General features: G+C 42.2%; 27 protein-coding genes. 13 read left to right on the top strand and 14 right to left on the bottom strand.

Annotated features, from left to right (window positions below):
• Positions 1-51: 51 nt before the first annotated feature.
• On the top strand, positions 52-1,713 hold the full coding sequence (locus FTU06_RS00980; protein ID WP_180007141.1) for an acyl-CoA dehydrogenase family protein: 1,662 nt from the start codon (positions 52-54) through the stop codon (positions 1,711-1,713).
• Between the two features lie 195 nt (positions 1,714-1,908).
• Complete coding sequence (locus tag FTU06_RS00975) at positions 1,909-2,109, top strand: hypothetical protein (RefSeq protein WP_067764150.1); 201 nt, start codon at positions 1,909-1,911, stop codon at positions 2,107-2,109.
• 22 nt (positions 2,110-2,131) lie between these two features.
• Here FTU06_RS00975 and FTU06_RS00970 read toward each other — a convergent pair whose 3' ends face one another.
• The 4 genes from FTU06_RS00970 to FTU06_RS00955 form a co-directional block, all read right to left on the bottom strand.
• A complete protein-coding gene (locus tag FTU06_RS00970; protein ID WP_180010167.1) occupies positions 2,132-2,293 on the bottom strand; it encodes a hypothetical protein in 162 nt (53 codons plus the stop codon).
• A gap of 67 nt (positions 2,294-2,360) precedes the next feature.
• A complete protein-coding gene (locus tag FTU06_RS00965; RefSeq protein WP_180144380.1) occupies positions 2,361-2,834 on the bottom strand; it encodes a hypothetical protein in 474 nt (157 codons plus the stop codon).
• A gap of 34 nt (positions 2,835-2,868) precedes the next feature.
• Positions 2,869-5,166: a phosphoenolpyruvate--protein phosphotransferase gene (gene ptsP / locus FTU06_RS00960; RefSeq protein ID WP_180005299.1), complete on the bottom strand. Its 2,298-nt coding sequence runs from the start codon at positions 5,164-5,166 to the stop codon at positions 2,869-2,871.
• Positions 5,167-5,243: 77 nt separating this feature from the next.
• On the bottom strand, positions 5,244-5,723 hold the full coding sequence (locus tag FTU06_RS00955) for an RNA pyrophosphohydrolase (protein WP_180065340.1): 480 nt from the start codon (positions 5,721-5,723) through the stop codon (positions 5,244-5,246).
• A gap of 181 nt (positions 5,724-5,904) precedes the next feature.
• Between FTU06_RS00955 and FTU06_RS00950 the strand changes: the two genes are divergently transcribed.
• From FTU06_RS00950 to FTU06_RS00940, 3 genes are all read left to right on the top strand, one after another.
• Positions 5,905-6,561 carry an HAD family phosphatase gene (locus FTU06_RS00950; RefSeq protein ID WP_078189728.1) on the top strand — a complete coding sequence of 219 codons (657 nt, stop codon included), beginning with the start codon at positions 5,905-5,907 and terminating at the stop codon, positions 6,559-6,561.
• A 93-nt stretch (positions 6,562-6,654) separates the two neighbouring features.
• Positions 6,655-7,128, top strand: a complete 474-nt coding sequence (locus tag FTU06_RS00945) for a DUF2628 domain-containing protein (RefSeq protein WP_180124272.1) — start codon at positions 6,655-6,657, stop codon at positions 7,126-7,128.
• A gap of 96 nt (positions 7,129-7,224) precedes the next feature.
• Entirely contained in the window at positions 7,225-7,467 is a 243-nt protein-coding gene (locus FTU06_RS00940; RefSeq protein ID WP_078189726.1) for a DUF2789 family protein, read from the top strand.
• Positions 7,468-7,664: 197 nt separating this feature from the next.
• On the opposite strand, the gene FTU06_RS00935 is transcribed toward FTU06_RS00940, so the two are convergent.
• On the bottom strand, positions 7,665-8,528 hold the full coding sequence (locus FTU06_RS00935) for a LysR family transcriptional regulator (RefSeq protein WP_078189725.1): 864 nt from the start codon (positions 8,526-8,528) through the stop codon (positions 7,665-7,667).
• A gap of 469 nt (positions 8,529-8,997) precedes the next feature.
• On the opposite strand from FTU06_RS00935, the gene FTU06_RS00930 reads away from it, so the two are divergent.
• Positions 8,998-9,207: a hypothetical protein gene (locus FTU06_RS00930; RefSeq protein ID WP_180005297.1), complete on the top strand. Its 210-nt coding sequence runs from the start codon at positions 8,998-9,000 to the stop codon at positions 9,205-9,207.
• Positions 9,208-9,336: 129 nt separating this feature from the next.
• Here the strand turns inward: FTU06_RS00930 and FTU06_RS00925 are convergent, their stop codons facing one another.
• Positions 9,337-9,573 (bottom strand): DUF2061 domain-containing protein, encoded by a 237-nt coding sequence (locus FTU06_RS00925; RefSeq protein WP_078192757.1) that lies wholly within the window; start codon positions 9,571-9,573, stop codon positions 9,337-9,339.
• A gap of 356 nt (positions 9,574-9,929) precedes the next feature.
• On the opposite strand from FTU06_RS00925, the gene leuC reads away from it, so the two are divergent.
• The 4 genes from leuC (at position 9,930) to leuB (ending at position 13,937) form a co-directional block, all read left to right on the top strand.
• Positions 9,930-11,378, top strand: coding sequence for a 3-isopropylmalate dehydratase large subunit (leuC, locus tag FTU06_RS00920; protein ID WP_078189722.1), 1,449 nt, complete (start codon positions 9,930-9,932; stop codon positions 11,376-11,378).
• Positions 11,379-11,492: 114 nt separating this feature from the next.
• Positions 11,493-12,143, top strand: coding sequence for a 3-isopropylmalate dehydratase small subunit (gene leuD / locus FTU06_RS00915; RefSeq protein WP_078189721.1), 651 nt, complete (start codon positions 11,493-11,495; stop codon positions 12,141-12,143).
• Between the two features lie 109 nt (positions 12,144-12,252).
• Positions 12,253-12,816 carry a hypothetical protein gene (locus FTU06_RS00910; RefSeq protein WP_078189720.1) on the top strand — a complete coding sequence of 188 codons (564 nt, stop codon included), beginning with the start codon at positions 12,253-12,255 and terminating at the stop codon, positions 12,814-12,816.
• Positions 12,817-12,857: 41 nt separating this feature from the next.
• Positions 12,858-13,937 carry a 3-isopropylmalate dehydrogenase gene (leuB, locus tag FTU06_RS00905; RefSeq protein ID WP_078189719.1) on the top strand — a complete coding sequence of 360 codons (1,080 nt, stop codon included), beginning with the start codon at positions 12,858-12,860 and terminating at the stop codon, positions 13,935-13,937.
• Between the two features lie 74 nt (positions 13,938-14,011).
• Here the strand turns inward: leuB and FTU06_RS00900 are convergent, their stop codons facing one another.
• The 3 genes from FTU06_RS00900 to infA form a co-directional block, all read right to left on the bottom strand.
• On the bottom strand, positions 14,012-14,458 hold the full coding sequence (locus FTU06_RS00900) for a hypothetical protein (RefSeq protein WP_373684677.1): 447 nt from the start codon (positions 14,456-14,458) through the stop codon (positions 14,012-14,014).
• A gap of 114 nt (positions 14,459-14,572) precedes the next feature.
• Positions 14,573-14,947 carry a hypothetical protein gene (locus FTU06_RS00895; protein WP_180144377.1) on the bottom strand — a complete coding sequence of 125 codons (375 nt, stop codon included), beginning with the start codon at positions 14,945-14,947 and terminating at the stop codon, positions 14,573-14,575.
• 153 nt (positions 14,948-15,100) lie between these two features.
• Positions 15,101-15,322 carry a translation initiation factor IF-1 gene (gene infA, locus FTU06_RS00890; RefSeq protein WP_001284370.1) on the bottom strand — a complete coding sequence of 74 codons (222 nt, stop codon included), beginning with the start codon at positions 15,320-15,322 and terminating at the stop codon, positions 15,101-15,103.
• Between the two features lie 231 nt (positions 15,323-15,553).
• Between infA and FTU06_RS00885 the strand changes: the two genes are divergently transcribed.
• Positions 15,554-16,561 carry an AraC family transcriptional regulator gene (locus FTU06_RS00885; RefSeq protein ID WP_078189717.1) on the top strand — a complete coding sequence of 336 codons (1,008 nt, stop codon included), beginning with the start codon at positions 15,554-15,556 and terminating at the stop codon, positions 16,559-16,561.
• A gap of 131 nt (positions 16,562-16,692) precedes the next feature.
• Here the strand turns inward: FTU06_RS00885 and truA are convergent, their stop codons facing one another.
• The 5 genes from truA to asd form a co-directional block, all read right to left on the bottom strand.
• Complete coding sequence (truA, locus tag FTU06_RS00880) at positions 16,693-17,490, bottom strand: tRNA pseudouridine(38-40) synthase TruA (protein ID WP_180084722.1); 798 nt, start codon at positions 17,488-17,490, stop codon at positions 16,693-16,695.
• Between the two features lie 16 nt (positions 17,491-17,506).
• Positions 17,507-18,469: an asparaginase domain-containing protein gene (locus FTU06_RS00875; protein ID WP_180144447.1), complete on the bottom strand. Its 963-nt coding sequence runs from the start codon at positions 18,467-18,469 to the stop codon at positions 17,507-17,509.
• Positions 18,470-18,518: 49 nt separating this feature from the next.
• The gene (locus tag FTU06_RS00870; protein ID WP_180144374.1) at positions 18,519-19,829 is read right to left on the bottom strand and encodes a fimbrial protein FimV; all 1,311 of its coding nucleotides are present in this window, start codon (positions 19,827-19,829) and stop codon (positions 18,519-18,521) included.
• A 75-nt stretch (positions 19,830-19,904) separates the two neighbouring features.
• Complete coding sequence (locus FTU06_RS00865) at positions 19,905-21,338, bottom strand: hypothetical protein (RefSeq protein WP_180007153.1); 1,434 nt, start codon at positions 21,336-21,338, stop codon at positions 19,905-19,907.
• A 143-nt stretch (positions 21,339-21,481) separates the two neighbouring features.
• Entirely contained in the window at positions 21,482-22,600 is a 1,119-nt protein-coding gene (gene asd, locus FTU06_RS00860) for an aspartate-semialdehyde dehydrogenase (RefSeq protein WP_111884081.1), read from the bottom strand.
• 185 nt (positions 22,601-22,785) lie between these two features.
• Here asd and FTU06_RS00855 point away from each other — a divergent pair, with 185 nt between their 5' ends.
• Both FTU06_RS00855 and FTU06_RS00850 read left to right on the top strand, forming a co-directional pair.
• A complete protein-coding gene (locus tag FTU06_RS00855) occupies positions 22,786-23,913 on the top strand; it encodes an endonuclease/exonuclease/phosphatase family protein (protein WP_180144371.1) in 1,128 nt (375 codons plus the stop codon).
• A gap of 371 nt (positions 23,914-24,284) precedes the next feature.
• Positions 24,285-24,590 (top strand): hypothetical protein, encoded by a 306-nt coding sequence (locus FTU06_RS00850; protein WP_257234201.1) that lies wholly within the window; start codon positions 24,285-24,287, stop codon positions 24,588-24,590.
• Positions 24,591-24,749: the final 159 nt, after the last annotated feature.

The raw sequence follows: 24,749 nt of genomic DNA, 5'->3' as shown, positions 1-24,749 counted from the left end.
TTCTCTATACTGAAATGAAATGCCAACAAGAACAAGCGGAAAATATAGTCGATGAATACATTAGAACAGACATGGATGACGCATCAAATCAGCAACCAATTTGATGAACTGGAAAACTACAATCTATTTTCAAGCGATACAGTTTTACACGAAATATTAAAACGCTACGGCAGCCATGATCAGCCGACTTTATGCGAAATGGGCAAAGTCGCAGGTTCAAGTGAATACTTTCAGCATGGGGCTTTAGCCAACAAACATACCCCAATCTTACATACCTTTGATGCTCGTGGTCGCCGTACTGACTTTATTGAGTTTCATCCCTCATGGCATAAATGGATGGGGCTGAATCGTCAGTTTGATACCCATGCACATCCTTTTAATCAGCCAAATTCCAAGACCAAATGGGTGGAATGGGCAGCACGTTTTTATCTTGCTGGGCAGGTCGAATGCGGCAACTTATGTCCAAACTCCATGACGCTGGGCAGTATTCCGCTCATTCAACGTGAGTCTGAACTGTGGGCGAAAATTGGCGAGAAACTACTATCGACAGAATATGATGAACGCGATGTGCCGATTGCGCAGAAAAAGTCGATTTGGCTGGGCATGGGCATGACTGAAAAGCAGGGAGGTTCGGATGTGCGTGCCAATGAAACCATCGCTGTGCCTGTGGCAGAAACAGGACGAGGCAAGGCTTATTTGCTCACAGGGCATAAATGGTTTTTCTCTGCGCCGTTGTGTGATGCGCATTTGGTGGTGGCAAAAACCGAGCAAGATGGCTTGGCGTGTTTCTTTGTACCGCGTTGGCTGGAAGACGGCACAAAGAACCAAATTCAGGTACAGCGCCTAAAAGAAAAAGTCGGTAACCGCTCGAATTCAAGTTCGGAAGTCGAATTCAAAAATGCGTGGGGCATTATGATTGGTGAGGCAGGGCGTGGCATTCCAACCATTATTGAAATGGCGAATTACACTCGTCTGACCTGTTCTGTCGGTTCGAGCGCCATGCTGCGTCAAGCTTTGGTGCAATGTATTGCTTATACCCGTCAGCGTCAGGCCTTTGGTAAACATCTGATTGAACAACCCTTAATGCGTGCAGTTTTGGCAGATTTAGCTTTAGAGAGTGAAGCAGCGACGCAGCTCAGTTTCCATTTGGCGCAGTGCTATGAATCGGATGATGCTTTGTCTTTGGCATGGAAACGCATCATGACCCCAGCAGCCAAATTTTGGATTTGTAAGCGTGCGGTAGAGCTGACTGGAGAGATGATGGAAGTCTTTGGCGGCAATGGTTATGTCGATAACGGCATCATGGCGCGTATCTTTAAAGAAGCGCCTGTAAATACCATTTGGGAAGGTTCAGGCAATGTCATGTGCTTGGATGTGCTGCGCGCGATTGGGCGCGAGCCTGAATCCATTGAAGTGCTGTTTAAAGATTTGGCGAGTACAGTAAGTACAGATGAAAGCTTGCAAACTGAATTGCAGGACTTGTTCAGATTGTTCCATCAATCGCCTGAAGATTTACAATTTATGGGGCGCAGTTTAGTGAGTCGTTTAACCGTATTGGCACAAGCGGTTTTACTAAAACGCTATGCGCCTGACTATGTAGCAAATGGCTTTATTCAAAGCCGCTATAGTGCGAAACATGGGCAAGTGGTGGGCATGCTGGATGCTAAAAAGGTCGATGTAGAGCGAGTATTAGAACGAGCTTTTGCTAGCTAAATACAACGTATTTCCCTCTCTCAATGGGAGAGGGTTAGGGAGAGGGAAATAATGTGGCAAAGCAATTTTTTTATGGCCTTGGGGCTAACTACGCTGTATCAAAAAGCCATAGGAAAGTGCTTGAAAAAATCTAAAAATAGATCAATATATGCACTACAGTACGAGGGTGCTGTATAGGCAAAAAGGTGAATGCAAATGGCAAAGAAAAAAGTCCTGCCTGAAGTTGAAGTTCGCAACTTTGTGGCAAAACACATGAACGATTTTAACAAAAGCCAAACTTTTGTAGATCGAAAGAAAAATGCAAAACGCGGCTATGCAAAGCACAAAAAAGGGGGATATTCGAATGATTATCTCCCTTTTTATTTCAGTGTATTTTCTCAGTTTTTAGTCTACTAAATGATTCGGCTTCAACATCTGCTTAAACAAATTCCACATCATATTCCATACGTTTTGCTGTTTGCTTCGCAATCTCTAAGCCATGCAATTTGGCCACAATATAAAGCGATGCATGGATCCCCGAAGAAATCCCCGCGGCATCTAAGACTTCAACTTCGTTGAATAATAAGATACCAACGTTCATTTAGGTGGTTCCATGCAGGATTTAAAGCATTGGTTTTGAGTTGAAATATTGAACATTAAAACACCGCTTATTTTGAAAATAAGTCTTCAAACATTTTGTTGAATGTGGATTTTTGTTGTGGTCTAGACGCTGTGCTTTGATGTTTTACGGCGTTATTAGGTTGCTGAAGTACGTGTTCCACCTGACTGGTCAATTGCTCAAACCATGTTGCGTCGCTGTGCTGCGTCTGATTTAGCTGTTTGGCGCGCTGTGCAGCCAGCACCGATGGATCATTTTTACCTAAGCGGCGCTGCTGTGACGCAGTAATTTCTATATCGAGTAAGGGGGGAATACGAGAGCGGCTGACCGGAGCTTTGGATTTTGTTGGCTTGGTTGGGCGTATATTGACTTGTTGTGCTTGGGGCGGTCTAGGTCGAGTTGAGGATACTTTTTCAATCGGTGTATCGTGTTGCAGCTCTAACATTTTTTGTTTGAGTTGCGGATGGATCTTTGTCATATAAAAGGCAATTGCGACAAAAGCCAGAAAAAATAAAAAATCCATCATCACCTCATTTTATTATTTTACATGAGTGTTCTTAAGCACTCACGATTCGGGTTGCCGATTTCACCATATCACCAAGACCATGAGTCTTGAAGTAGTACTCCATCATGCTTTTCACCATCAGTGGATTATTCATGCTCAAAGCACGATCCAAGAGCTCTTTTGCATCTGGCATCGGCACATGGCAGATGGCTTTACGGACTTTGAGGATATTACTCGAACTCATCGATAGGGTATTAAAGCCCATCGCCATCAGTAAAATAGCTGTGAGTGGATCACCGGCCATTTCTCCACAAATACTAATCGGCTTGTCGTATTTATGACATTCTTGCACCAAGCGAGTCAGCGCACGAAGTACGGCTGGGTGTGAGTGTGAATAGACATTGGCAACCCGTGGGTTATTACGGTCAACCGCAAGTAAGTATTGGGTTAAATCGTTAGATCCGACCGAGAAGAAGTCAACCAATTCAGCAAACTCATCGATCTGTAACAGCACACTCGGCACTTCGACCATGATGCCGATTTTGGGTTTGGTAATTTTCACCTGTTCTTCTTCTTGCACCGCTTGCCAGTCACGATCGAGCAAATACAACGCTTCTTCGACTTCGCTGACACTGGTCACCATCGGCAGCAATATATGCAAGTTGTTCAGGCCAATACTGGCTTTGAGCATGGCACGAATTTGGGCTGAAAAAATCTCAGGATGATCGAGGGTAAAGCGAATTCCACGCCAACCCAGTGCTGAGTTTTCTTCTTCAATCGAGAAATAAGGAAGGTCTTTATCTGCACCAATATCGAGGGTACGCATCACCACTGGTTTATTGGCAAAATGACTGAGCTGTTGACGATAAATAGCGCGCTGTTCTTCTTCACCAGGGAAGCGATCACGCAGCATAAACGGAATTTCAGAACGGTATAGACCGACACCTTTGGCGCCACGTTGTACACCGCGAACCACATCGATCATCAAGCCAGTATTTACAAACAATCGAACTGCAACACCGTCAGGGGTGATGGCATCTTTGGTTTCGTATTGCTTCAGATCTTTAGCAATTTGCTCTTCTTCTTTTTGAATCTCTTTATAACGTGTGCGTAAACGACGAGGTGGATTGATGAATACACGACCTTGATGTGCATCGACAATCATTTCGACATCATCGAGGGTATTAATTGGTAGTTCAGTCACACCGACTACGGTTGGAATACCGAGGGCACGTGCCACAATCACCATGTGTGAGTTCATGGCACCTTCAGTGGTTACAATCGCCGCTATTTTATCGACAGGGAGTTCAACCAAGGCAGCCGTAGAAATTTCCTCACCAATTAAAATGCTTTCATCGGTGATTTCACGGTGACTGGCATCTGCTTCTTGCAAAAAGGCCAAGATACGACGCCCTAGATCTTTTAAGTCTGAAACACGTTCGCGGAGATAGTCATCTTCCATCTGTGCAAAGAGCGCAATATGTTTATCAATAACAATGCGTACCGAACCTTGTGCCCAGTTACCGTCACGAATTTCACTTTTGATTTCCGCGGGGAGGGCATTGGCATCGAGCATCCGCAAGAACACGCTAAATAATGCCCGCTCTTCGGCCATGAGGGCATCTTGCATCTTTTCATCGAGAGACAAAATTTCTTGACGAACTGCGTCTATGGCATTGTCGAGTAATTCGAGTTCTTCACTGATGTCATCGGCTTCACGATCGGGGACTGAAGCCAAATCAGCAGGTGGATACAGGATGACTGCACGACCTAGCGCAATACCGCCTGAACCTGAAATACCTTGGAAAGTTTTATAGGCAGGGAGGTTGTTTGGTTTACGAAAGACTTCAATATTCCCGACGGCATGTGCATGGGCAATCACCCCTGAAAGTTGAGCGCACAGGGTCACGAGGAAAGATTCGGCAGCTTCGCTAAAGTCTTGAGGCTCTTTGTTTTGAACCACCAAGACGCCCATAACTTTACGGCGATACATCACCGGAACACCGAGGAAGGAATTGTAAATTTCTTCCCCCGTTTCTGGCAGATACATAAAGCGTTCGTGTTTGGGTGCATTGTCTAAGTTGACGATTTCTTCACGTTGTCCAACTAAGCCGACCAAACCCTCACTGGTATGCAAAGAGACATGCCCAACGGCTTCAGGGTTTAAACCCTTAGAAGCCATTAGTAAATAACGATGATTTCGTTCATCAAGCAAGTAGATTGAGCAGACATCCACATGCATGGCTTCGGCCACTTGATTGACCATAATGTCTAAAGATTCATGCAAACTGGCCGACGCATTAATCTCTTGGACTATGCGTCTTAAGGTATCCAGTTGCATGTTCGACATCGTGTCTGCTCCAAAATTTATTCTGCTTTATTTATAACAACACTCATCCTAAAAATCTGCATCCATTCTGCAAATTTTTACGGTTTTTGCGGAAGCTGATTGCACAGCTCCACCATGGCTTTACGATATACATCGCGTTTAAAATTCACCACTTGTCCCAATGGGTACCAATAGCTGACCCATTGCCATTGATCAAACTCAGGTGGATCTGACAAATCAAGCTGAATATGCTGTGCTGAAGCTGTCAGTTTCAATAAAAACCACTTTTGCTTTTGACCAATACAAACGGGGGCTGAATCGGTACGTATATACCGATGTGGCAAACGATAGCGCAACCACCCTTGGGTTTGTGCTATCACCTGGACGTGTTCGGGCAGTAAGCCAACTTCTTCTCTCAGCTCACGGTAAAGTGCCTGTTCGGGGGTTTCTCCATGTTGGATACCTCCTTGTGGAAATTGCCAGGCATTGTGACCAATGCGCTTTGCCCATAAAACTTGTCCAATGTCGTTTGCCAAAATGATCCCGACGTTGGGTCGGAAACCTTCTGAATCGATCATTTGGCTACCTAAATATTGTGTAATTTATGACTTTGCTCACGGGGACGTTTATTTCTGTGTCCATCTCGAAAAAGCAAAGTGTAAAAATGTTAAAATTGTTATGATCTTAACGAATTTCTATCGACTAGCGGAGATAGATTTACAATTTTTTTCTTAAATTTCAGCTTTTACGAGTATTTTCATGAAATTGGCACTGTTTGACCTTGATCACACCTTATTAAATACCGACTCAGACCATTCTTGGGGGGAGTTTTTGGTCAATGAAGGCTTGGTTGATCCAATTCATCATCGTGCCATGAATGATAAATTTTATGATGATTATAAAAAAGGCCAGCTTGACCCGATTGCTTATAATGAATTTGTATTTGAGTTTTTAACTCAACATGACAATGCCTACTTAACTGAGTTACATCAGTTGTTTATGAAAAAAGTTATTCGTGCGCAAATGCGTCCTGAGGGCTTTGCTGCCATTCAGCGCCATCAAGATGCAGGACATCAATTGGTCGGGATCACCGCAACGTCTGATTTTATTACCGCACCGATTTTTCGTGAATTTGGTATTACTGAAATCATTGCAACCAATGCCGAAGTTGTGGATGGTAAATATACGGGTAAAGTGATCAATACTCCGTGCTATCAAAAAGGCAAATTAGTCCGCTTGAATCAATGGTTAGAAGGTCGTGATGTGACAGAATCTTGGGCCTATTCAGATTCGATTAATGACCGCTTCCTATTGGAATATGCCGATCATGCCTTTGCAATTAACCCAGATGACCGTTTAGAAGTCCTTGCAAAAGAACAAGGTTGGGACATTCAAGACTGGTCAATTCAAGCCTAAAAATAGATATGATAAAAAAGCATCATTAGATGCTTTTTTATTTGACGTCCTTTTGATTAAACTTCAGCTCACTAATTTGAACTATCGCTCTATATGCAGACAGAAGCTTCTTTTAAACATTTAATTCAAATCTTTATAGGGCCACGTGCTCAATCTTATTTAAAGTTCATAGAACAACAAGGTGGGCACAACAGTGGCCTGAGTTGGGCGGGGTTAATTTTTGGGCCCTATTGGTTACTCTATCGGAAGATGTATCGCTATTTCTTCTTATTCTTTGCGGTTGGTTTTTTGATTAGTATGTTGGCACTCATCATCGGAGTGCCTGATCAAGTCTTGATGGGGCTAGCATTGATTCCTAACCTCATACTCGCTGGCATCGGAAAGCGGCTTTATAGCGATTTTGCGGTGCAAAAGACCAAAGCCTATATGCAGCAGCCGAAATATAGTGAGCAGGTGTTTGCTGAAGAAGGCGGAGTGAACTGGGGGCTGCCTTTGTTGTTGGTATTTATTCAATCGGTCGTGATGATTATGCTCAGTTTGCCTTTTATTCAATTTTCACCGCTGTAGAATTCTGTAATTGAGTGCGTGTCCATTCCGTGTTATATCCTTAAAACAGAATAATTTTGTATCCATAAACAATAAGTTTTAACACGGAGAATGACAATGAGTGTACGTCCACGCATGACTCATCTATTTGAACAACTGGGTTTAGATTCGAGTGAAGACGCGATTGCTTTATTTATCGTGACGCATCAACTCAGTGCCCAAACTAAAATTACCGAAGCAGACTATTGGACAGATGCTCAGCGTCAGTTCTTGGCCGAAAAAATTAAGTCAGATGGTGAATGGGCGATTATTGTTGATCAATTGAATGAATCATTACATGAAGATTCGTTGACGAAGTAAAACTGACGGGTCTTCCTTGGTTTTTTTAATGGGATCGGCTGAAATAGGCGATCCCATTTTTAATGCAAAATAAATTTAAGCGACCATTCAACATATAGAAAATCATTCGCTTTTTCTAAATGCTCAAACAGATCACTAAAAAAAGCCACCATAGCGGTGGCTTGATTAATAATTGAATTTTGTAGGCAAAAAATGAATTAGATGTGTTTCATCAATTCAACCAGTTTTTGTGCAGCAAGTGATTGAGTACGGCCTGGATGCCATACCATCCCCAATTGACGATTCATGTTTGAAGGTAAATTCAATTGTTTTAAATCTTGGTTCAATAATGTTTTAGGAAGGACTGACCAACCGAGACCAATTGAAACCAACATGCGAATCGACTCAAGTGAGTTATTGCTCATGGTGACTTTTGGCTTCAGGCCATACTTTTCAAACTCAGCCAAGGTAATTTGACTGGTATAGGTTTGCGCCGCAGGCAATAGACTTGGGTATTGGATCAAATCTTCTAAGGTTAAATGCTCAACTTGCGCCAAAGGATGGAAAGGTGCAACCACGAATACCAGTGGATCATTCCATGTCGTGATGTATTTTAAACGGCTGTCACCTTGTGGTGGTAAAGTCAAAAATGCCAACTCTAAGTCGCCAGCCAAAACTTGCTCATGGGCTTGTTCAGAATCAACAAAGTGTACATCTAAGGTCACTTCTGGAAACTGTTGTACATATTGACGCAAATGCGCCGGTAAATGGTGTAAGCCGATATGATGGCTGGTGCCAATTTTCAGTTTACCTTGAACCTGACCTTGCTCATGGCTGAGCGTATGGTGAATATCACCCAATTCATTCAGCCAGCTTTTTACTTTTGGCAAGAGAGAGTTTGCTGCATGCGTCGCTTGAACACCACGACCCGCGGATTCAAAAAGTTTGACACCGAAGTATTCTTCTAAACTGTGAATACGCTTGGTCACAGCAGGTTGCGTAATGAAGAGCTGATCTGCTGCCAAGGAGATCGAACCAGTTTCCATGACTTTTACAAAGGCTTCAAAGGCTGCGAGATTCATCTTCATTCCTATAAAGAATTTTTATGCGTAGTCTCATTGTTATAATATTTTAAGAATAAATCAAAGGAAAAGTTGTATCTTTTGATTTAAAACTAGGCGTTCAAGCCAGATGACCCTTTAAATCTGAGGGGATTTTCAGGGTTCAATAGTGTTATTTGAGTGCTTGATTGTTGCATGATTTAAGATTGGGCTGTGACGTTTTTAGCTCAAATGCGTTGTTACAAAGTTGTTTTTTAAACCGAAACCAGAGTTATGCATAATATAAAAAATACACGGCTGGAAAGTACGTCAACCGTTTAAATTAAAGAGGAGCGATGGCGTTTCTTTTTAATTCAGTATTGAACTAAAACAAAAAAATGAACTCAAGTTTTGATGGCTTGGGGAACATACTTTTCAGTGAATAATTATAGCAACAGGTACAGTCATGGCTGCATCGATTAGCAATGTTGTACCTCACAGGGAGAAGGCGATGGATATTAAACACATTAAAAATTTATTGGATATTTTTGAAGGGACAGTCGAAAAGCGCTGTGCAATATATGAAATCGCAGATGACGAAGACGACGAAAACCGTGCAGCTGCCGAGTGTAATGCGGCAAAAAACAAACTGATTCTTGCGATAGAACAATTGATCGAGGCGCATGATCAGCTGGTCTTACAACAAAAACCCAAGCTTTGATGATCTGTCTACAATTGAATCTATAGGATGAAATGAATAGAAAGTTAAAGTGGATAGAGTAAAAGAACGTTTTAAGGTCATTAAAAAAACCACCGTGATGGTGGTTTTTTTACAAGGAGCAGGATTGGATTAAGCGGGGATATTTTCCTCTACAGCTTTATCTTTCTTTTCCCATGCTTTTTCGTGGAAGAAAAAGGCAACCGCTTGAACAGTTGGTTCAAGTAAACTTAAGGTAATGGCCATTGCAATACTGCCTGTCACGTAATAACCAACCAACATCGCAACCGTGATATGCATAATGTAATAGCTCAAGGTTTTTTTGAACATGCGCTGATTATTTTCGACGAACTTGTTAATGTGTGCCATGAGAATGCTCCTTGTTAAATTGATAAATCTTGGCAATGAGTTAATAATAATGATTCTTATTTGCAATGTAAAAGAGAAAATTCAATTTATGATCATTGAATTTCTAAATCACCATTTAAAAATGGCAGAAAGTGATCAAAAACTCGGAGAAAAATCTAAAGTTTCATCTGCTGAAAGTATTGAAGTGAGTGTGTTTTGAACGCATCAATGGTGATTAAAATGCAACGGAAATCAGCAGTTAAATATCATTCCTATAAGTTTTTAAACTAATAAAAATGATAAATTAGATTTATGTGAATACGTGGTTATAATCGATTTAACGAAAGAATTTACCCAGTCCAGTGGAGCAAATCGACATGGCAGGCGAAACCCAAAAAGCGGAAACCCAAACAAAAAAAACCTTGTATGACAAATTGTGGGATGACCATCTAGTAAAACAACGAGATGATGGCTCTTCATTATTGTATATCGACCGTCATTTATTGCATGAAGTGACTTCTCCACAAGCTTTTGAAGGTCTACAACTTGCAGGTCGTAAACCATGGCGTTTAAGCGCTAACGTTGCAACGCCAGACCATAACGTACCTACTTCTACTAAGGAGCGTGCTGAAGGTATTGCGGGTATTGAAGATGATACCTCACGTATCCAAGTGCAAACTTTAGATGACAACTGTAAAACCTTTAATGTTGCCCAGTTTGACATCAACGATGTACGCCAAGGGATCGCGCATGTAGTTGGGCCTGAACAAGGTTTAACGTTGCCGGGTATGACCGTGGTGTGTGGTGATTCACATACTGCAACGCATGGTGCATTTGGCTGCTTGGCACATGGTATCGGCACATCTGAAGTTGAACATGTGTTGGCGACTCAATGCTTAGTTCAAAAGAAAATGAAGAACATGTTGGTGCGTGTTGACGGTCAATTGGGTCAAGGCGTAACTCCTAAAGACGTGGTTTTAGCAATTATCGGTAAAATCGGTACGGCAGGTGGTACAGGTCACGCAATTGAGTTTGGTGGTCAAGTATTCCGTGATATGTCGATCGAAGGTCGTATGACGGTGTGTAACATGGCGATCGAAGGTGGCGCGCGCGTGGGTATGGTGGCTGTCGATGACAAAACCATTGCCTATGTAAAAGACCGTCCATATGCACCGAAGGGCGAACAGTGGGATGCTGCAGTAGAGTATTGGAATACTTTAGTGTCTGATGAAGGTGCGCATTTTGATACTGTTGTGGTGTTGCAAGGTGAAGAAATTGAGCCACAAGTGTCTTGGGGAACTTCTCCTGAGATGGTGATTCCTGTATCTCAAGCAGTGCCAACTTTAGAACAAGCCAAAGATGACGTACAGCGTAATGACTGGACACGTGCATATAACTATATGGGCTTAGAAGCGGGTCAGGCATTGGCTGATATTCAATTAGACCGCGTATTCATTGGTTCATGTACCAACTCACGCATCGAAGATATCCGTGCAGCGGCTGAAGTGGCCAAAGGCAAAAAAGTGGCGGCATCGATTAAGCAAGCCATGGTGGTGCCGGGTTCAGGTTTAGTCAAAGCACAAGCAGAAGCAGAAGGCTTAGATAAAATCTTAATCGAAGCGGGCTTTGAATGGCGTGAGCCGGGTTGCTCAATGTGTTTGGCAATGAATGCTGACAAGTTGCAACCGGGTGAGCACTGTGCATCGACGTCAAACCGTAACTTCGAAGGTCGTCAAGGTAATGGTGGTCGTACGCATTTGGTGAGTCCAGCAATGGCAGCAGCTGCGGCAATTGCAGGTCACTTCGTTGACGTTCGTACATTCTAGTTTAAGCCCTCATCCCAACCTTCTCCCTGAGCCATATCATGGCGCAAGAGAAGGAGTTCCCTCTCCTTTTAGGAGAGGGTTAGGGAGAGGTCACGGATTCAGTGAGAAATAAACATGAAAAAATATACCGTTGAACAAGGTATCGTTGCACCATTAGACCGTGCCAATGTTGATACAGATTTAATTATTCCAAAACAGTTTTTGAAATCTATTAAGCGTACAGGCTTTGGTGCCAACTTATTTGATGAGTTGCGCTATTTGGATGAAGGCTATTTAGGTCAAGACATTTCAAAACGTCCAATTAACCCAGATTTCGAATTGAATAAACCGCGTTATCAAGGTGCGTCGATTTTGATCTCTCGTGCAAACTTTGGTTGTGGTTCGAGCCGTGAGCATGCGCCTTGGGCATTAGAAGAATATGGTTTCCGTACCGTCATTGCACCAAGCTATGCGGACATTTTCTTTAATAACAGCTTTAAAAATGGCATGTTGCCAGTGATCTTGTCTGAAGAGATCGTCGATCAGTTATTTAAAGAATGTGCTGCATCTGAAGGCTATCAATTAACCATTGATTTGGCTGCGCAAGAAGTACGTACACCGAGTGGTGAAGCATTTACATTTGAAGTCGATCCATTCCGTAAACACTGCTTATTGAATGGCTTGGATGATATCGGTTTAACCTTACAAGCAGCCGATGATATCCGTGCTTATGAAGAAAAAACCAAAGCATCTCGCCCTTGGGTATTTGCAGAAATTAAAGCTTAAGTCAGTGTCACTGTAGAACTTCTTAGTAGTCAGTCGGCTTAAGTCTTGTTAATATCAGGCGAAACAAAATTTATACGTTAGCCAGAATTTATCAGGTTGGGTTCGAAAAATGAAAAAGTTCTTCGGTCAGCTGGTTGTAACGGGAGCGCTGTTTGCAACGCTCTCTGCCTGTCAAAGCTTTGATACGGCACGCATTAAAAATGTGAAGGAAACTGAAAGTACAAAAAATAATGCTTTGATTTACTGTGCAGGTACAGCGCACTGTGAATTTGAGCGTTTTGATCAAATACAGGTGGTTGATCCAAATAATCAACATGTACAACGTGCTGCGATTAAAGCAGGTATTGTACGGTTAAATGGTCGTTCATTGTCTGAGCCTAATCCTTTGTATTTGTCTGTACCTTCAGGTCAGCATGAAGTCGTGATTCGCTATTATCCAATTTCTCAGGAAAAAGCAGAGCGCTTGCATGTCATTCACAACTTTAGGTCTAAACACGAGTACACCTTTAAAATGTACCGTGAGCGTTCAAAAAACAGAGGCAGTTTACTAGATAAATCTGCGCCTGATCCGCTCTGTGTAGACTTAAAGCAAGGTGCAAAAACGATTCGACGTTTCTGCCGACCGTACAATGTCCTCACAGGACTTGGTGAGTTTGTAGAAAAGAAACTTTAAATCTGACTGGTAATCAAGCCAGCGTATAAATGGAACGACTCATGTCAAAACATATTTTGATTTTACCAGGTGATGGTATTGGTCCTGAAATCGTGAAAGCGGCTGAACAAGTGCTGACACGTGTAAACGAGAAATTCAACTTAGGTTTGACTTGGGAACAAGGTCTTTTAGGTGGTGCAGCGATCGACGCGCACGGTTCACCTTATCCAGATGTAACAGCAGCACAAGCGAAGACTGCGGATGCGATTTTATTGGGTGCAGTGGGTGGTCCTAAGTGGGATACTATTGAGCGTTCAATTCGTCCAGAACGTGGCCTATTAAAAATTCGTTCAGAATTAAATTTATTTGCCAATTTACGTCCAGCAATTCTTTATCCGCAGCTTGCAGATGCGTCGAGCTTAAAACCTGAAATCGTAGCAGGATTGGATATCTTGATCGTACGTGAGTTAACTGGCGGGATCTATTTCGGTCAACCACGTGGTATTCGTGAACTCGAAAACGGCGAAAAACAAGGTTTCAATACTGACGTATATGCAGAATCTGAAATCAAGCGTATTGCCAAAGTTGCTTTTGAAATGGCGAACTTACGTGGTGGTAAAGTGTGTTCAGTGGATAAAGCCAACGTACTAGAAGTGACTGAGCTTTGGAAACAAACTGTAACTGCGTTAAAAGAAGAGCAGTATCCTGAAATTAACTTGTCTCATATGTATGTTGACAATGCTGCAATGCAATTGGTTCGTGCGCCAAAACAATTTGATGTGATCGTGACTGGTAACTTGTTCGGCGATATCTTGTCTGATGAAGCAGCGATGTTAACCGGTTCTATCGGCATGTTGCCATCGGCTTCTTTAGATGAAAATGGTAAAGGCATGTATGAACCTTGCCACGGTTCAGCGCCAGATATCGCAGGTCAAAACATTGCGAACCCATTAGCTACAATTCTGTCTGTTGCTATGATGCTACGTTATACCTTCCGTGAAGAAGCGGCGGCAAAAGCAATTGAAGATGCAGTAGGTAACGTCCTAGATCAAGGCTTACGTACAGGTGACATCATGTCAGAAGGCAGTACTCAAGTCGGTACTGTTGAAATGGGTCAAGCTGTAGTTTCTGCATTGAACTAATGGCGAATCAAAAAACGCAGCGTTTATGCTGCGTTTTTTTGTGCCTAGAAATTATCAATCCTAGAATTGATGCGCTAACAGGTGCGACCAGTTAATCGGACATCAGTTGCAATATTATGCTTTAAGCGAAATTGAATAAGGCAGTTTAACTCAACCTCATAGCGTGTATTTCCACTGGGAATCGGCACAGCAGCGCCGCTGCCCATGCCCATCGTAGGATTTTCCGCCATCGGTAAAGGAATACTGATCGGGCGTGCGACACGATAACGAAGGTAGTCTGAACTGACCTCCACGGGAGAGGTTCTTTGATAGCCGAGTTTGCTGAGGTCGAGTTCTGCTTGAATCGTTTGGCTCGATTGACCAATAAATGAGGTTAAATAGCGTTCACGTTCAACGGAGGATATCGTTGATGTCGTGCTACAGCCAGCCAAGCATACAATGCTTAGAACGCATCCCATGCTCAATATCGGACGAATAAAACGCTGATCTTTGTAAACCTGATGTTCTAAAATAAATTCCATGGGTCAGTTTCTCACGAAATAAATTCAGTTTAGTCAGATCGGTCTGTATAACACTGTAGTCATTTGATACACGGTCATCTGAGCAAGATTAGCCTCTAGTATTCTCATGCAGGATCAACAAGCTCTGCCAACATAGTCAATGGATTCAACTATTTGATTGCGTAATTTGAACTCGATTTTACATTGCATATCGACAGTGACACCACCTTTAGACGGCGTTGGGATAGGGGCGCCCATGGCTATACTGGTGCCGATATTTGGTGTACCAATCGGGATTGGCATCGAGCGTAAAATGGTATAGCTAAGTTTTTCATTGCTTTGTACGGGTGCTCCCATCACTTTATAGCCCAATTGACTCAAGTTGAGCTCTTTATGAACTTGATTAGCTGGCTGTCCAATATAGTGTTGTAGGGATTGATTGAGTTGTTTTTGGCCTGTCGTGGCGCAAGCCACACAAAAGATAGCACCGACTAATCCTAGATGTTTCATATGATTTTATGTCCTTATATTTTGAATTTTATAATCGAATTTTTATGTTTTTAGACTGTAAAGGAAAGCAAATTTGCAGTCAATTTTTATCATTGTATTGAAATAAATACAAAAAAAGCCACTTATAAAGTGGCTTTTTCGCTTCGCTAAAACTTAGCGCGCACGGTAAGTGATACGACCCTTAGTCAAATCATAAGGTGTCATTTCTACTTTAACACTGTCGCCAGTCAAAATACGGATATAGTGTTTACGCATTTTGCCAGAGATGTGAGCAATCACTTCATGACCGTTTTCTAAACGTACACGGAACATAGTATTAGGAAGCGTCTCGGTGACAACGCCTTCGAACTCGATGAGTTCCTCTTTATTGGCCATAGCCTACCTGAATGAATAAATTAGCAAGGCGCAAATTATAGTCAATTTTTTTTCAGAATACAAGCCGTAAAAGGCTTTGAACTGATCGACTGTCAGTAAAATAAGCGAACAATTTAGTTAAATATTTTCAACAAAAAATGTGCAGTAACTGTTGTCAGTTTGGTCAATCGCAGTTAATCTAAAATCAATCTTTTTAGGTATAAATGAAGTACATACAAGGAAGGTTCTGGAGTGGGTCAGCTAACTGATGCATCTGTTGTGTTGCGTTTAGGGTATCAAGCGATTCGTCGTGCCGGATTGCCAACAGAAGAAATTTTAACAAAAGCGGGTGTGGCATTAAATCAGGTTGAAACCAATGACCGTACCCCATTGAATGCACAATTTGCATTCTGGGTGGCTGCAGAAGAAGTCAGTAAGGATCCTGATATTGGTTTGCATCTGGGAGAGCATTTGCCTTTATATCGAGGGCAGGTGATTGAACACTTATTTATTTCATCTGAGAATTTCGGTGAAGGTTTAAAGCGGGCTTTGGCCTATCAACGCCTAATTAGCGATGCCTTTCATGCGCAATTGGTGATTGAAGATGACCGCTGCTATTTGACCAATGGTCATCAGCCTTGGGCAGAAAATATCGTGAATCGTCATTTTTCTGAATGCGCGATGTCCGGTGTTTTGCGTTTCTTTAAGTTTATTACTGAAGGGCGTTTTCAGCCGATTTATATCGACTTTAACTTTAGTCAGGGCGCGCCAGATGATGAGTATTTCCGTGTTTATGAATGCCCTGTGAGCTTAGGGCAGAAAGAAACCCGATTGTATTTTGATCCGGCTATTTTAGAGTATCAATTGTGGCAGGCAGAACCTGAGTTATTACAATTGCATGAGCAGTTGGCGATTGAAAAACTTCAGGAGTTGGCGCGTTATGATTTGGTCGGTGAAGTTCGCCGTGCTATTGGTTCAACGCTAGAAAGTGGTGAAACCACGCTTGAAACGGTCGCTGCGCAGCTCAACATTACCCCGCGTCGTTTACGGACTCAGTTGTCAGAAGCCAATACCAGTTTTCAGCAAATTTTGTCAGACTATCGCTGTCGTTTGGCTAAAAAATTATTGGCCAATACCAATGAAAGTGTGGAGCGCATTGTGTACTTAACGGGTTTTTCTGAACCAAGTACGTTCTATCGTGCATTTAAACGCTGGACCAATGAAACGCCTGTGGAATATCGTAAACGAAAGCAGCGTTAACGTTGAACATTTAAAAGTATTCCCTAAACAGAATCCCCCCTTTTTCAAAGGGGGACTTTCATTTTAAAGCTTAGCAATAATGGAGAAAATGACACTCCTCCCACTGTGAAAGTGAGGTTGGGAGGGATTGTTTATTCAGGCATATTTAGCCAATGTGGTCCTAACGGAACTTGAGGAAGTTCAAACTGAGCTGGATAGTCTGCATGGATAAAATATAGTCCATCGGGTGGTGCGGTGACACCTGCTGCTTTACGATCTTCAGCCGCAAAAATGTCGTCAATATGGTCAACGTCATACATACCTTGCCCAATTTCCAACAAACAGCCCATGATGTTACGCACCATGTGATGTAAAAAACCATCGGCCTGAATATCTAGGACTAAGTAACATCCGTGTTGGATCAAGCGACAATGGCTGACATGACGAACGGGCTGATTGGACTGACACGCTGCGGCACGGAAGCTTTCGAAATTATGAGTGCCTTCAAATTTGGCCGCGGCACGTTGCATTTTCAGCACATCTAGCTTGGCATAAACATGAGTCACTTGTTTGTGCAGTAAAGCTGGGCGCTGTGGATTGTTATAGACCACATAGCGATATCGACGCGCTTGTGCCTTAAAGCGGGCATGGAAGTCCTGATCCATTTCCTTAATCCATTGGATGGAGATATCACGAGGTAATTGGCTATTACTGCCCATTAACCATCCACGAATGGGACGAATCGCATGAGTATCGAAATGTGCCACCATATTGGTTGCATGGACGCCCGCATCTGTTCGGCCAGCGCCGTGCAACATGATTGGCTCATTGGCCACTTTACTGAGGACCGTTTCAATGGTTTCTTGCACGCTTGGTACGCCCGGTTGCTGAGTTTGCCAGCCCTTGTATTGCATGCCACAAAACTCAATCCCAATCGCAAAACGTTGCATAGTTACCTCAAATGACTTAATCGTTCCAATGCGCAGTCCAGTCTGCGGCACTGCCGTATTGTAAATACATTTTCAAACATTTGGCATAAAGATCTGCATGACCCAAACAATTGCTCAGTAATATTCCACTATCTTTGACCCAGTCACTGACAGCATAGCGCTGATCTATACCGCCATGAACAACCTGTGTACTTAAAATAATTTTGCAATTTTTTTGTTGTATAGCCTTTAATACATTGAGTAATTCAGCATCAACGGCAATGTTGCCTGTGCCAAAACCTTGCAGAATTAAAACGTCTGGCGTGTGTGTAAGTAGAGCCGCTAAATTTTGACTGTGTAGCTTGGTTGCAATCGGTTGCAACATCCAATTCAGGCAATTGAAATGAGCCGCTTTGTCTAAATCATTGGCTTGAACAATATATGGCGATGTAAGCGTTGGAAGTGGCTGTGTGGCTGGCAGCCCATCAAAGGCTTTCAGATCGGTTGTATGTACTTTTAGTGCGGATTGAGCATGCATTAATTGATGATGAAAGGCCAAATAAACCCCAACACTCGATTGGTGTACCGATTCCAATGCAAAATTTAAATTGTCGATGGCATCGGTAAATTCACGGGTGTTGTCACCAGCCACATTAAACAGCGGATATTGGCTGCCTGTTAGCACGATATGAGCAGACTGTCCCATAAAGTGTGCAAGCACTGCGCTGGCATAGCTAAGCGTGTCTGTGCCATGAATAATTACGAAATGCTGAAATTGTTGTAATTGTAAGCTTTGAATTTGTTGGAGAAGTGCCAGCCAGTCGGGTGCGGTACAGGCACTACTGTCACGAATGACAGGTGCGACAAAACATTCAATGTTAAGGTGCAGTGGCAGGACATGCTGTAATTTAGGTAAAAACGCATTCGCTGGCATGGGGCTTAAAGGTTCACCGATACAACCAAAGGTACCACCCATATAAATAAGAGCAATTTTTTTCATCATAAAAAAAGCAGCCTTGAAAGACTGCTTTAGTTTAAATCGCTTTTGCTTAAGATGCGATTTGATTCAGTAACTGATCTGCTTGTTGACGTTGAGCTGAAGAAAACTCAGCTTCTTTTTCAGTCAAAATTTCACGTGCAGCGTCATAAGCACCTAGTTTGATGTATTGCGCTGCCAATTCAAGATTCAATTCAATTTCATTGACTTCAACCAGTTCAGGGAAAGATTGAACCAATGGATCGTTTTGGTCTGTAGCAGATGGGGTTGAAGGTGTGCCCAAACCGCTAATGTCAAAACTCACACCACTTGAAGCAGGTGCGGCAGGTTTATCTTCAGGCGTAGACTCTAGGTTAAACTCTGTTGCAGGAGCGACAACTGCTTCTTCTGTTTTTGCTGTTTCAAAAGCACCTAAGTCAAAGTTTAAGGTTGGAGCTTCAACTTTGTTTTCTTCTACAACTGGTGTTTCTGTTGTAAATGAAAAATCTAAAGGCTCGATTTTATCTTCTACAGTTTCTGTTTTGGTTTCAGCCACTGCTTCAGTGCTTGGGGCAAAGTCCATTGCAAAATCAATCGGTTTGATTTCTTCAACGGCAGGAGATGGCTGAGCAATCTCATCGGTTTTCGGTGTTGCTTCAAGTGCAGGTTCTGGTGAAATTGAAAGCGTATCAAATTCAAGCGGCTGTATTTTTTCAGCAGGAGCACTTTCAACTGAGGTAGAAATGTCTACTTTTGCAGGCGTTTCAGTGGTGAAATTAAAATCTAGTGGTTTAATTTCGGCTGCTTTGGGCTCAACAGGTGCAGCAGTTGAACTTTGCATTAAAGCATCAAAATCAGAGGTATTTTGAGCTTTTGATGGAGCCTCTTCAGTGATCGGTGATACAAAGTTAATGGCATCATCTTTCACATTTTGAGAATTTTCAAACTCTACTTTTTTTGCTTCAGCTTGTTCTAAAATTTCATCGAGTTCAAGTGAACGAATATGGCTCAGCAATTGGCTGATGGCAAATTCGTCTTTTTGTAAGATGTGAATATCTAATAGATATAGGTATAACTCATGTTGTGAGTTATCACGTTTTAATGATTGATTGATTTGCGCTTCAGCAGAAAAGAAATTACGTTCCGCAATTAATTTTTCAATTTTGCCACGAGCATCGGTCGTTAATGGTGTCATTGATTTTTTTTCAATGACACTGCTTTCAACCACTTGAGTTTTCTTCGGAGTCGCTTTGGCCGAAACACCCGTTTTCTTGGTTTTAGTGGATGTTGGTTTGGCTTTATCTGATTCTTGACCTTTTTGGCGTTTGTTTAAAAAAACCAATACGATCACTAAGATCACTAATGGAATCACATAAATCAGCATGTTTTAACCCCTTGGAGATAGAGCGATATACAGTTGCACTCATCCCTATAAAATCTTGATTGGTAACGTTTTAGTTTATTGGCTTCTTTTATCTGCTTGTTGAGCTTTCAACTGTTGTTGCAGTTGAGCAAGACGAGCATTTAATAATTGAATTCTGTGATCCTTTTGATTTAGCGCCAATTCTAATTGAGTTACGTTTCTCTGTAATTTAACGGTTTTTTCACGAGATGTCATAACTTTTAATGACAACTCTTTCGAAGTTTTATTCTTTTCTGCCGCACTGTTGGCAGAAGATTGTGCCGAATCTTGCGCTTTCTCTGCAACCAGACTCATTTCAGCTTGATTCAAGCGGTATTTGGTTTTACCTGACTGCTTCGAAGGTACTTTGGCAAGTTCTGCAGCAGAGACTTTGACAGGCTGTTTTGCTTGCTGCATACCATGCAGATTTAAGGCAGCACCACGGCGCAGACGGTTTACATCGCCTTGAATGAATGCATGTTCGTTGCTGTTTTTAATTTGTTGCATGACTTCAGAAACAGGGCGGTTTTGTTCTGTCGCAATACGTGAGGCAATTCCCCAAAGGCTTTCATTCGAGCGAACCACATATTTTGCCACTGGTGTTGCTGTCGATGCAGCTGCAGTACTTGTTGGTTTTGGTGTAGATGCTGTTTGAGTTGTCGTTGTTGGATTTTCACGTTTTTGTGCTGCCTGCTCCGCAGCAAATTTTTGTGCCAATGGGTCTTGAGATCTTGCAGTTGATGCTGTTGCAGTTTGTGTGGCTTGCATTTCTGAACTGACAGAGCCGGTCGAATTGGTTTTTGTAACTTGCGAAATTGATGTTTCAGAACCTGATGAAGTACTTGCGCTATTTTGCTCCGCAGGTGCAACGCTATAATTTTGCACATGCGTGACAGGTTCAATCGCAACAGGCGTTGACGTTGCTAATTGTGCTAACTTCGGCGGTGTTTTGGTGCTGAGTAGTAAGGGTTGTTCTACAGCTACGGGTGCTTTTGCGGTGTAGAGGGTGCTGACAGGTAAATTTAAGGCAATTTCTTTTTCATTTACAATCACGACAGGTGTTAAAGCACGCTCATTGGCACGGGTTTGAGTCGCATTTGACGGCGCTGGATTGCGTTTTAAAGGGGTACGAATTTGTTGCAGACGTGAAGCATTACCTTCTTTAATATTAACAATAAAATTAAGTTCTGCATCGGTTACTGGACGCGAAGAGGTAATGGTAATCACCCCGTTGCCTGCACCATCACGACGCGTAAAGAAGTTTAAATGTCCCGGCGGTTGATGCCCTGTACCCATACTCAATAAATCCTCTGCCGTGGCCAAACTTGCATTGAGCGGCACAGATGTGTTTGAGTGGCGAAAATGAATCTCAGCGTACAGCAATTCCCCGGGTGCTGACTGGACTTGTACAGGATCAATGCTGATCGCTTGAATGTTTTGAGATGCAATAACGGCTAAAATGGCGATCTTTAATTTGTTATATACGGTCATCTTAATCTTTAGCTCGAATATATGTCGCATGGCGAAAATTATAGATTAGCGAGTTGTCGAAGAATTGTAAAATATTTACACGACAGTTACATAAAAAAGCCGATCAATTGTGATCGGCTTCTTGTTCAGAGACTTAAAAATGCTTAAGCAGTTTTATAATCAATGAGAATTCTTAGCATACGACGTAAAGGTTCAGCAGCACCCCAAAGCAATTGGTCACCCACAGTGAATGCACCTAGGTATTCTTTACCCATGTTGAGCTTACGTAGACGACCAACTGGAACAGACAAGGTGCCAGTTACAGCAACAGGAGTCAGATCAGTCATTGAAGCTTCACGCGTATTTGGCACCACTTTAGACCAATCGTTGGCACTAGCGATGATATCTTCGATTTCATCTAGTGGCACATCTTTACGAAGTTTTAAAGTCAATGCTTGTGAGTGACAACGCATCGCACCAATACGGACACAGTGTCCATCGATTGGAACGATTTGCTGGTTGCCTAAGATCTTGTTGGTTTCAACTTGACCTTTCCATTCTTCTTTCGACTGACCGCTTTCAAGCTGTTTGTCGATATAAGGAATGAGAGAACCCGCTAAAGGCACACCGAAGTTTGCAGATGGGAAACCTTCGCCACGTTGTAATTGTGCAATTTTAGAATCGATATCTAAAATTGGTGAGCGTGGGTCATCCAGCAAATCTTTAGTATTGTTATACAAGTAGCCCATACCTGAAATCAATTCACGCATGTTTTGCGCGCCTGCACCAGAAGCCGCTTGATACGTCATTGAGGTTGCCCATTCCACTAAATTATTTTGGAATAGACCGCCTAAACCCATCAACATCAATGAAACGGTACAGTTACCGCCCACGAATGTTTTTGTGCCTTTCACTAAGCCGTCTTTGATTACGTTCATGTTTACTGGGTCAAGTACGATGATCGCTTCATCATCCATACGTAAAGTCGATGCAGCATCGATCCAGTAACCATTCCAGTTTTCTGCTTTAAGCTTAGGGAAAACTTCAGTCGTATAATCGCCACCTTGGCAGGTGATAATGACATCCATTTGCTTCAGACTATCAATGTCCGTTGCATCCATAAGTGCTGGGGCAGTCTTACCACCAAACGCAGGGGCTTCACCACCTGCATTACTGGTAGAAAAGTAAAACGGTTCGAAATGAGCGAAATCGTTTTCTTCAACCATACGTTGCATAAGGACGGAACCAACCATCCCGCGCCAACCGACCAGACCTACTTTCATGTCACTTTGCCTCGGTGCGTTAAAAAAATAAAAAGGGGGTTCGAGTGTACCAAAAGGGCGCATAACTGCAAGCGCTACATAATGAAAACACCAATAATATTGTGCAATATATCTTGTTTATGTTACATGCAAAACTGATATAAATTTATGAATCAATAAAAAATAAAGAATATAAGGGAGGTGTAATGATTTGGATTGAAATACTGGCGGGCTTCGTCATTTTGTTGACATTTTGGTCACTCATACCACGAGATGAATGGTGGTTTCGTGGTGCAGATTTTCCGCGTCTGCAAATCTTGGCTTTGGGCATATTTGCCTTCATAGGCTTAATTTTATGGAATGCTGAATGGGACTTGGCGCGTGAAATCATTCTAATTGGGTTGATTGCTGCCTTGGCATATCAATTAAAAATGGTTTTGCCTTATACCTTTATTTGGAAAAAACAAGTCAAAAAAGTTCGATCAGACCAGTTAGATAAACAGAAACAAATTTCAATCATTGTCTCAAATGTACTTACGCCGAACACTCAATATCACTTGTTATTGGCACAAATACAAAAGCATCAACCTGACTTGGTACTCACGCTAGAAACAGATCAAACTTGGCAAAATGAATTGGCAGTGATTGAAGCTGATTATCCTTATCGCGTACCCGTACCTTTGGATAATTTGTATGGGATGCATTTGTATAGCAAGTTAGAACTTAGTGAAACTGAAGTCAAATTTATTCTCAGTGATGAAATTCCTTCGATCCATACCCGAGTCACCTTAGCATCAGGAAATCAGGTTCAACTGTATTGTTTACATCCCAAACCGCCAAGTCCAACAGAAGCCAAAGATTCAACTTTACGCGATGCAGAATTGCTAATTGTCGGCGATCAGATTAAAGATTTAGATGAAAGTTGCATCGTTATGGGGGACCTGAATGATGTGGCATGGTCACGTACTACACGACTCTTTCAACGAATCAGTGGACTTTTAGACCCACGTGTTGGACGGCATTTCGTAAATACCTTTCATGCCAATTATCCACTGCTGCGTTGGTCGCTCGACCATATTTTTCATAGTACAGATTTTGCCTTGGTACATATGGAACGCTTGCCCAATATCGGTTCAGACCATTTTCCTGTCTATGTAGTGCTGCAAACAGGCAGGGTATTTGAGCAAATCCAAGAAGAATTAGAGCAAACAGATGAAGATGAACAAGAAGCGCAAGAGGCAATTCAGGAGGGTATAGAAAAAGCTGAGAAAGAGGAAAAGATTGTGACCGATGAAATCGCCCGTGATTATAAGGATGGTACGAAGGCACCTTGATTTTGTTTGATTTAAGAGAAAAGTGTAAGAAATAGCTTACACAGCTTTCGGCTTCTGACGAATGGTCAGGTCAAGTGTATTGACTTATTCTTTGTTCATCGGCACATGGAACTGGGAACGGAACATCCCACTAAGGAAGACGAAGCCGATGGAAGCATCACGGAACGGATGCAGGAAAGGAAAGCCAATAAAAAATAAAAAGAATACTTGTGAAAGCACAACCTCATAGACCCGAGTTTTGCAGGATGCAGAACTCGGGTTTTGCTTTTGTGATATAGAATTTTTTGCTTTTCTTTTGATTAATTTCTTTATACAGTGTGCCAAGAAAAAAACGATGAATTTCTAATAAAAATATAGGTATGAGACGTTCTATGCTGTCCGAATGGCACCAAAAAATATTGCAGATTACACACTTATCCACCGATGCACTTTCCATTTATCTTGGCTTAACCCTGTTCTTTTTTGTGGCCTTTTGCCACCACCGCCAATTGAAATCACATTATGCGATTTGGACCGTTGTGGTCGTCGCAGTGGGATTTGAATTGTTTAATGCACGGCATGACATTTTAGATAGAGGTTATTGGCGTATAGGGCAAAGTTTGAAATATATTCTGAATGTCATGTTGTTGCCGCTAATCCTTTGGTTGATGTCCAGATACCGTGTATGGAAGGGCTAAGTGGAAGCCCGAAATTGAAGGGCTAAATGGAAGGATTAAATCGCCAGTTAAAAAATCCTAATAGAAAAAAAGATATTGTGAAATTCACAATATCCTTTCTAGATGCTGATCTAGGTGCTTAATTAAAAAAATTTTCCGAGCGCTATCCTGCACAGCAAA

The organism is Acinetobacter sp. YH12052, assembly GCF_013419835.1.
Lineage (GTDB): Bacteria > Pseudomonadota > Gammaproteobacteria > Pseudomonadales > Moraxellaceae > Acinetobacter > Acinetobacter amyesii.
The sequence above is the reverse complement of the archived record's forward strand: the minus strand, read 5'-3'. Positions and strand labels throughout refer to the sequence as shown.

Coding starts and splice junctions, on each gene's coding strand:
- FTU06_RS00980 (WP_180007141.1), top strand. CDS start 52: ATGAATACATTAGAACAGACATGGATGACGCATCAAATCAGCAACCAA.
- FTU06_RS00975 (WP_067764150.1), top strand. CDS start 1,909: ATGGCAAAGAAAAAAGTCCTGCCTGAAGTTGAAGTTCGCAACTTTGTG.
- FTU06_RS00970 (WP_180010167.1), bottom strand. CDS start 2,293: ATGAACGTTGGTATCTTATTATTCAACGAAGTTGAAGTCTTAGATGCC.
- FTU06_RS00965 (WP_180144380.1), bottom strand. CDS start 2,834: ATGGATTTTTTATTTTTTCTGGCTTTTGTCGCAATTGCCTTTTATATG.
- ptsP (WP_180005299.1), bottom strand. CDS start 5,166: ATGTCGAACATGCAACTGGATACCTTAAGACGCATAGTCCAAGAGATT.
- FTU06_RS00955 (WP_180065340.1), bottom strand. CDS start 5,723: ATGATCGATTCAGAAGGTTTCCGACCCAACGTCGGGATCATTTTGGCA.
- FTU06_RS00950 (WP_078189728.1), top strand. CDS start 5,905: ATGAAATTGGCACTGTTTGACCTTGATCACACCTTATTAAATACCGAC.
- FTU06_RS00945 (WP_180124272.1), top strand. CDS start 6,655: ATGCAGACAGAAGCTTCTTTTAAACATTTAATTCAAATCTTTATAGGG.
- FTU06_RS00940 (WP_078189726.1), top strand. CDS start 7,225: ATGAGTGTACGTCCACGCATGACTCATCTATTTGAACAACTGGGTTTA.
- FTU06_RS00935 (WP_078189725.1), bottom strand. CDS start 8,528: ATGAATCTCGCAGCCTTTGAAGCCTTTGTAAAAGTCATGGAAACTGGT.
- FTU06_RS00930 (WP_180005297.1), top strand. CDS start 8,998: ATGGATATTAAACACATTAAAAATTTATTGGATATTTTTGAAGGGACA.
- FTU06_RS00925 (WP_078192757.1), bottom strand. CDS start 9,573: ATGGCACACATTAACAAGTTCGTCGAAAATAATCAGCGCATGTTCAAA.
- leuC (WP_078189722.1), top strand. CDS start 9,930: ATGGCAGGCGAAACCCAAAAAGCGGAAACCCAAACAAAAAAAACCTTG.
- leuD (WP_078189721.1), top strand. CDS start 11,493: ATGAAAAAATATACCGTTGAACAAGGTATCGTTGCACCATTAGACCGT.
- FTU06_RS00910 (WP_078189720.1), top strand. CDS start 12,253: ATGAAAAAGTTCTTCGGTCAGCTGGTTGTAACGGGAGCGCTGTTTGCA.
- leuB (WP_078189719.1), top strand. CDS start 12,858: ATGTCAAAACATATTTTGATTTTACCAGGTGATGGTATTGGTCCTGAA.
- FTU06_RS00900 (WP_373684677.1), bottom strand. CDS start 14,458: ATGGAATTTATTTTAGAACATCAGGTTTACAAAGATCAGCGTTTTATT.
- FTU06_RS00895 (WP_180144377.1), bottom strand. CDS start 14,947: ATGAAACATCTAGGATTAGTCGGTGCTATCTTTTGTGTGGCTTGCGCC.
- infA (WP_001284370.1), bottom strand. CDS start 15,322: ATGGCCAATAAAGAGGAACTCATCGAGTTCGAAGGCGTTGTCACCGAG.
- truA (WP_180084722.1), bottom strand. CDS start 17,490: ATGCAACGTTTTGCGATTGGGATTGAGTTTTGTGGCATGCAATACAAG.
- FTU06_RS00875 (WP_180144447.1), bottom strand. CDS start 18,469: ATGAAAAAAATTGCTCTTATTTATATGGGTGGTACCTTTGGTTGTATC.
- FTU06_RS00870 (WP_180144374.1), bottom strand. CDS start 19,829: ATGCTGATTTATGTGATTCCATTAGTGATCTTAGTGATCGTATTGGTT.
- FTU06_RS00865 (WP_180007153.1), bottom strand. CDS start 21,338: ATGACCGTATATAACAAATTAAAGATCGCCATTTTAGCCGTTATTGCA.
- asd (WP_111884081.1), bottom strand. CDS start 22,600: ATGAAAGTAGGTCTGGTCGGTTGGCGCGGGATGGTTGGTTCCGTCCTT.
- FTU06_RS00855 (WP_180144371.1), top strand. CDS start 22,786: ATGATTTGGATTGAAATACTGGCGGGCTTCGTCATTTTGTTGACATTT.
- FTU06_RS00850 (WP_257234201.1), top strand. CDS start 24,285: ATGCTGTCCGAATGGCACCAAAAAATATTGCAGATTACACACTTATCC.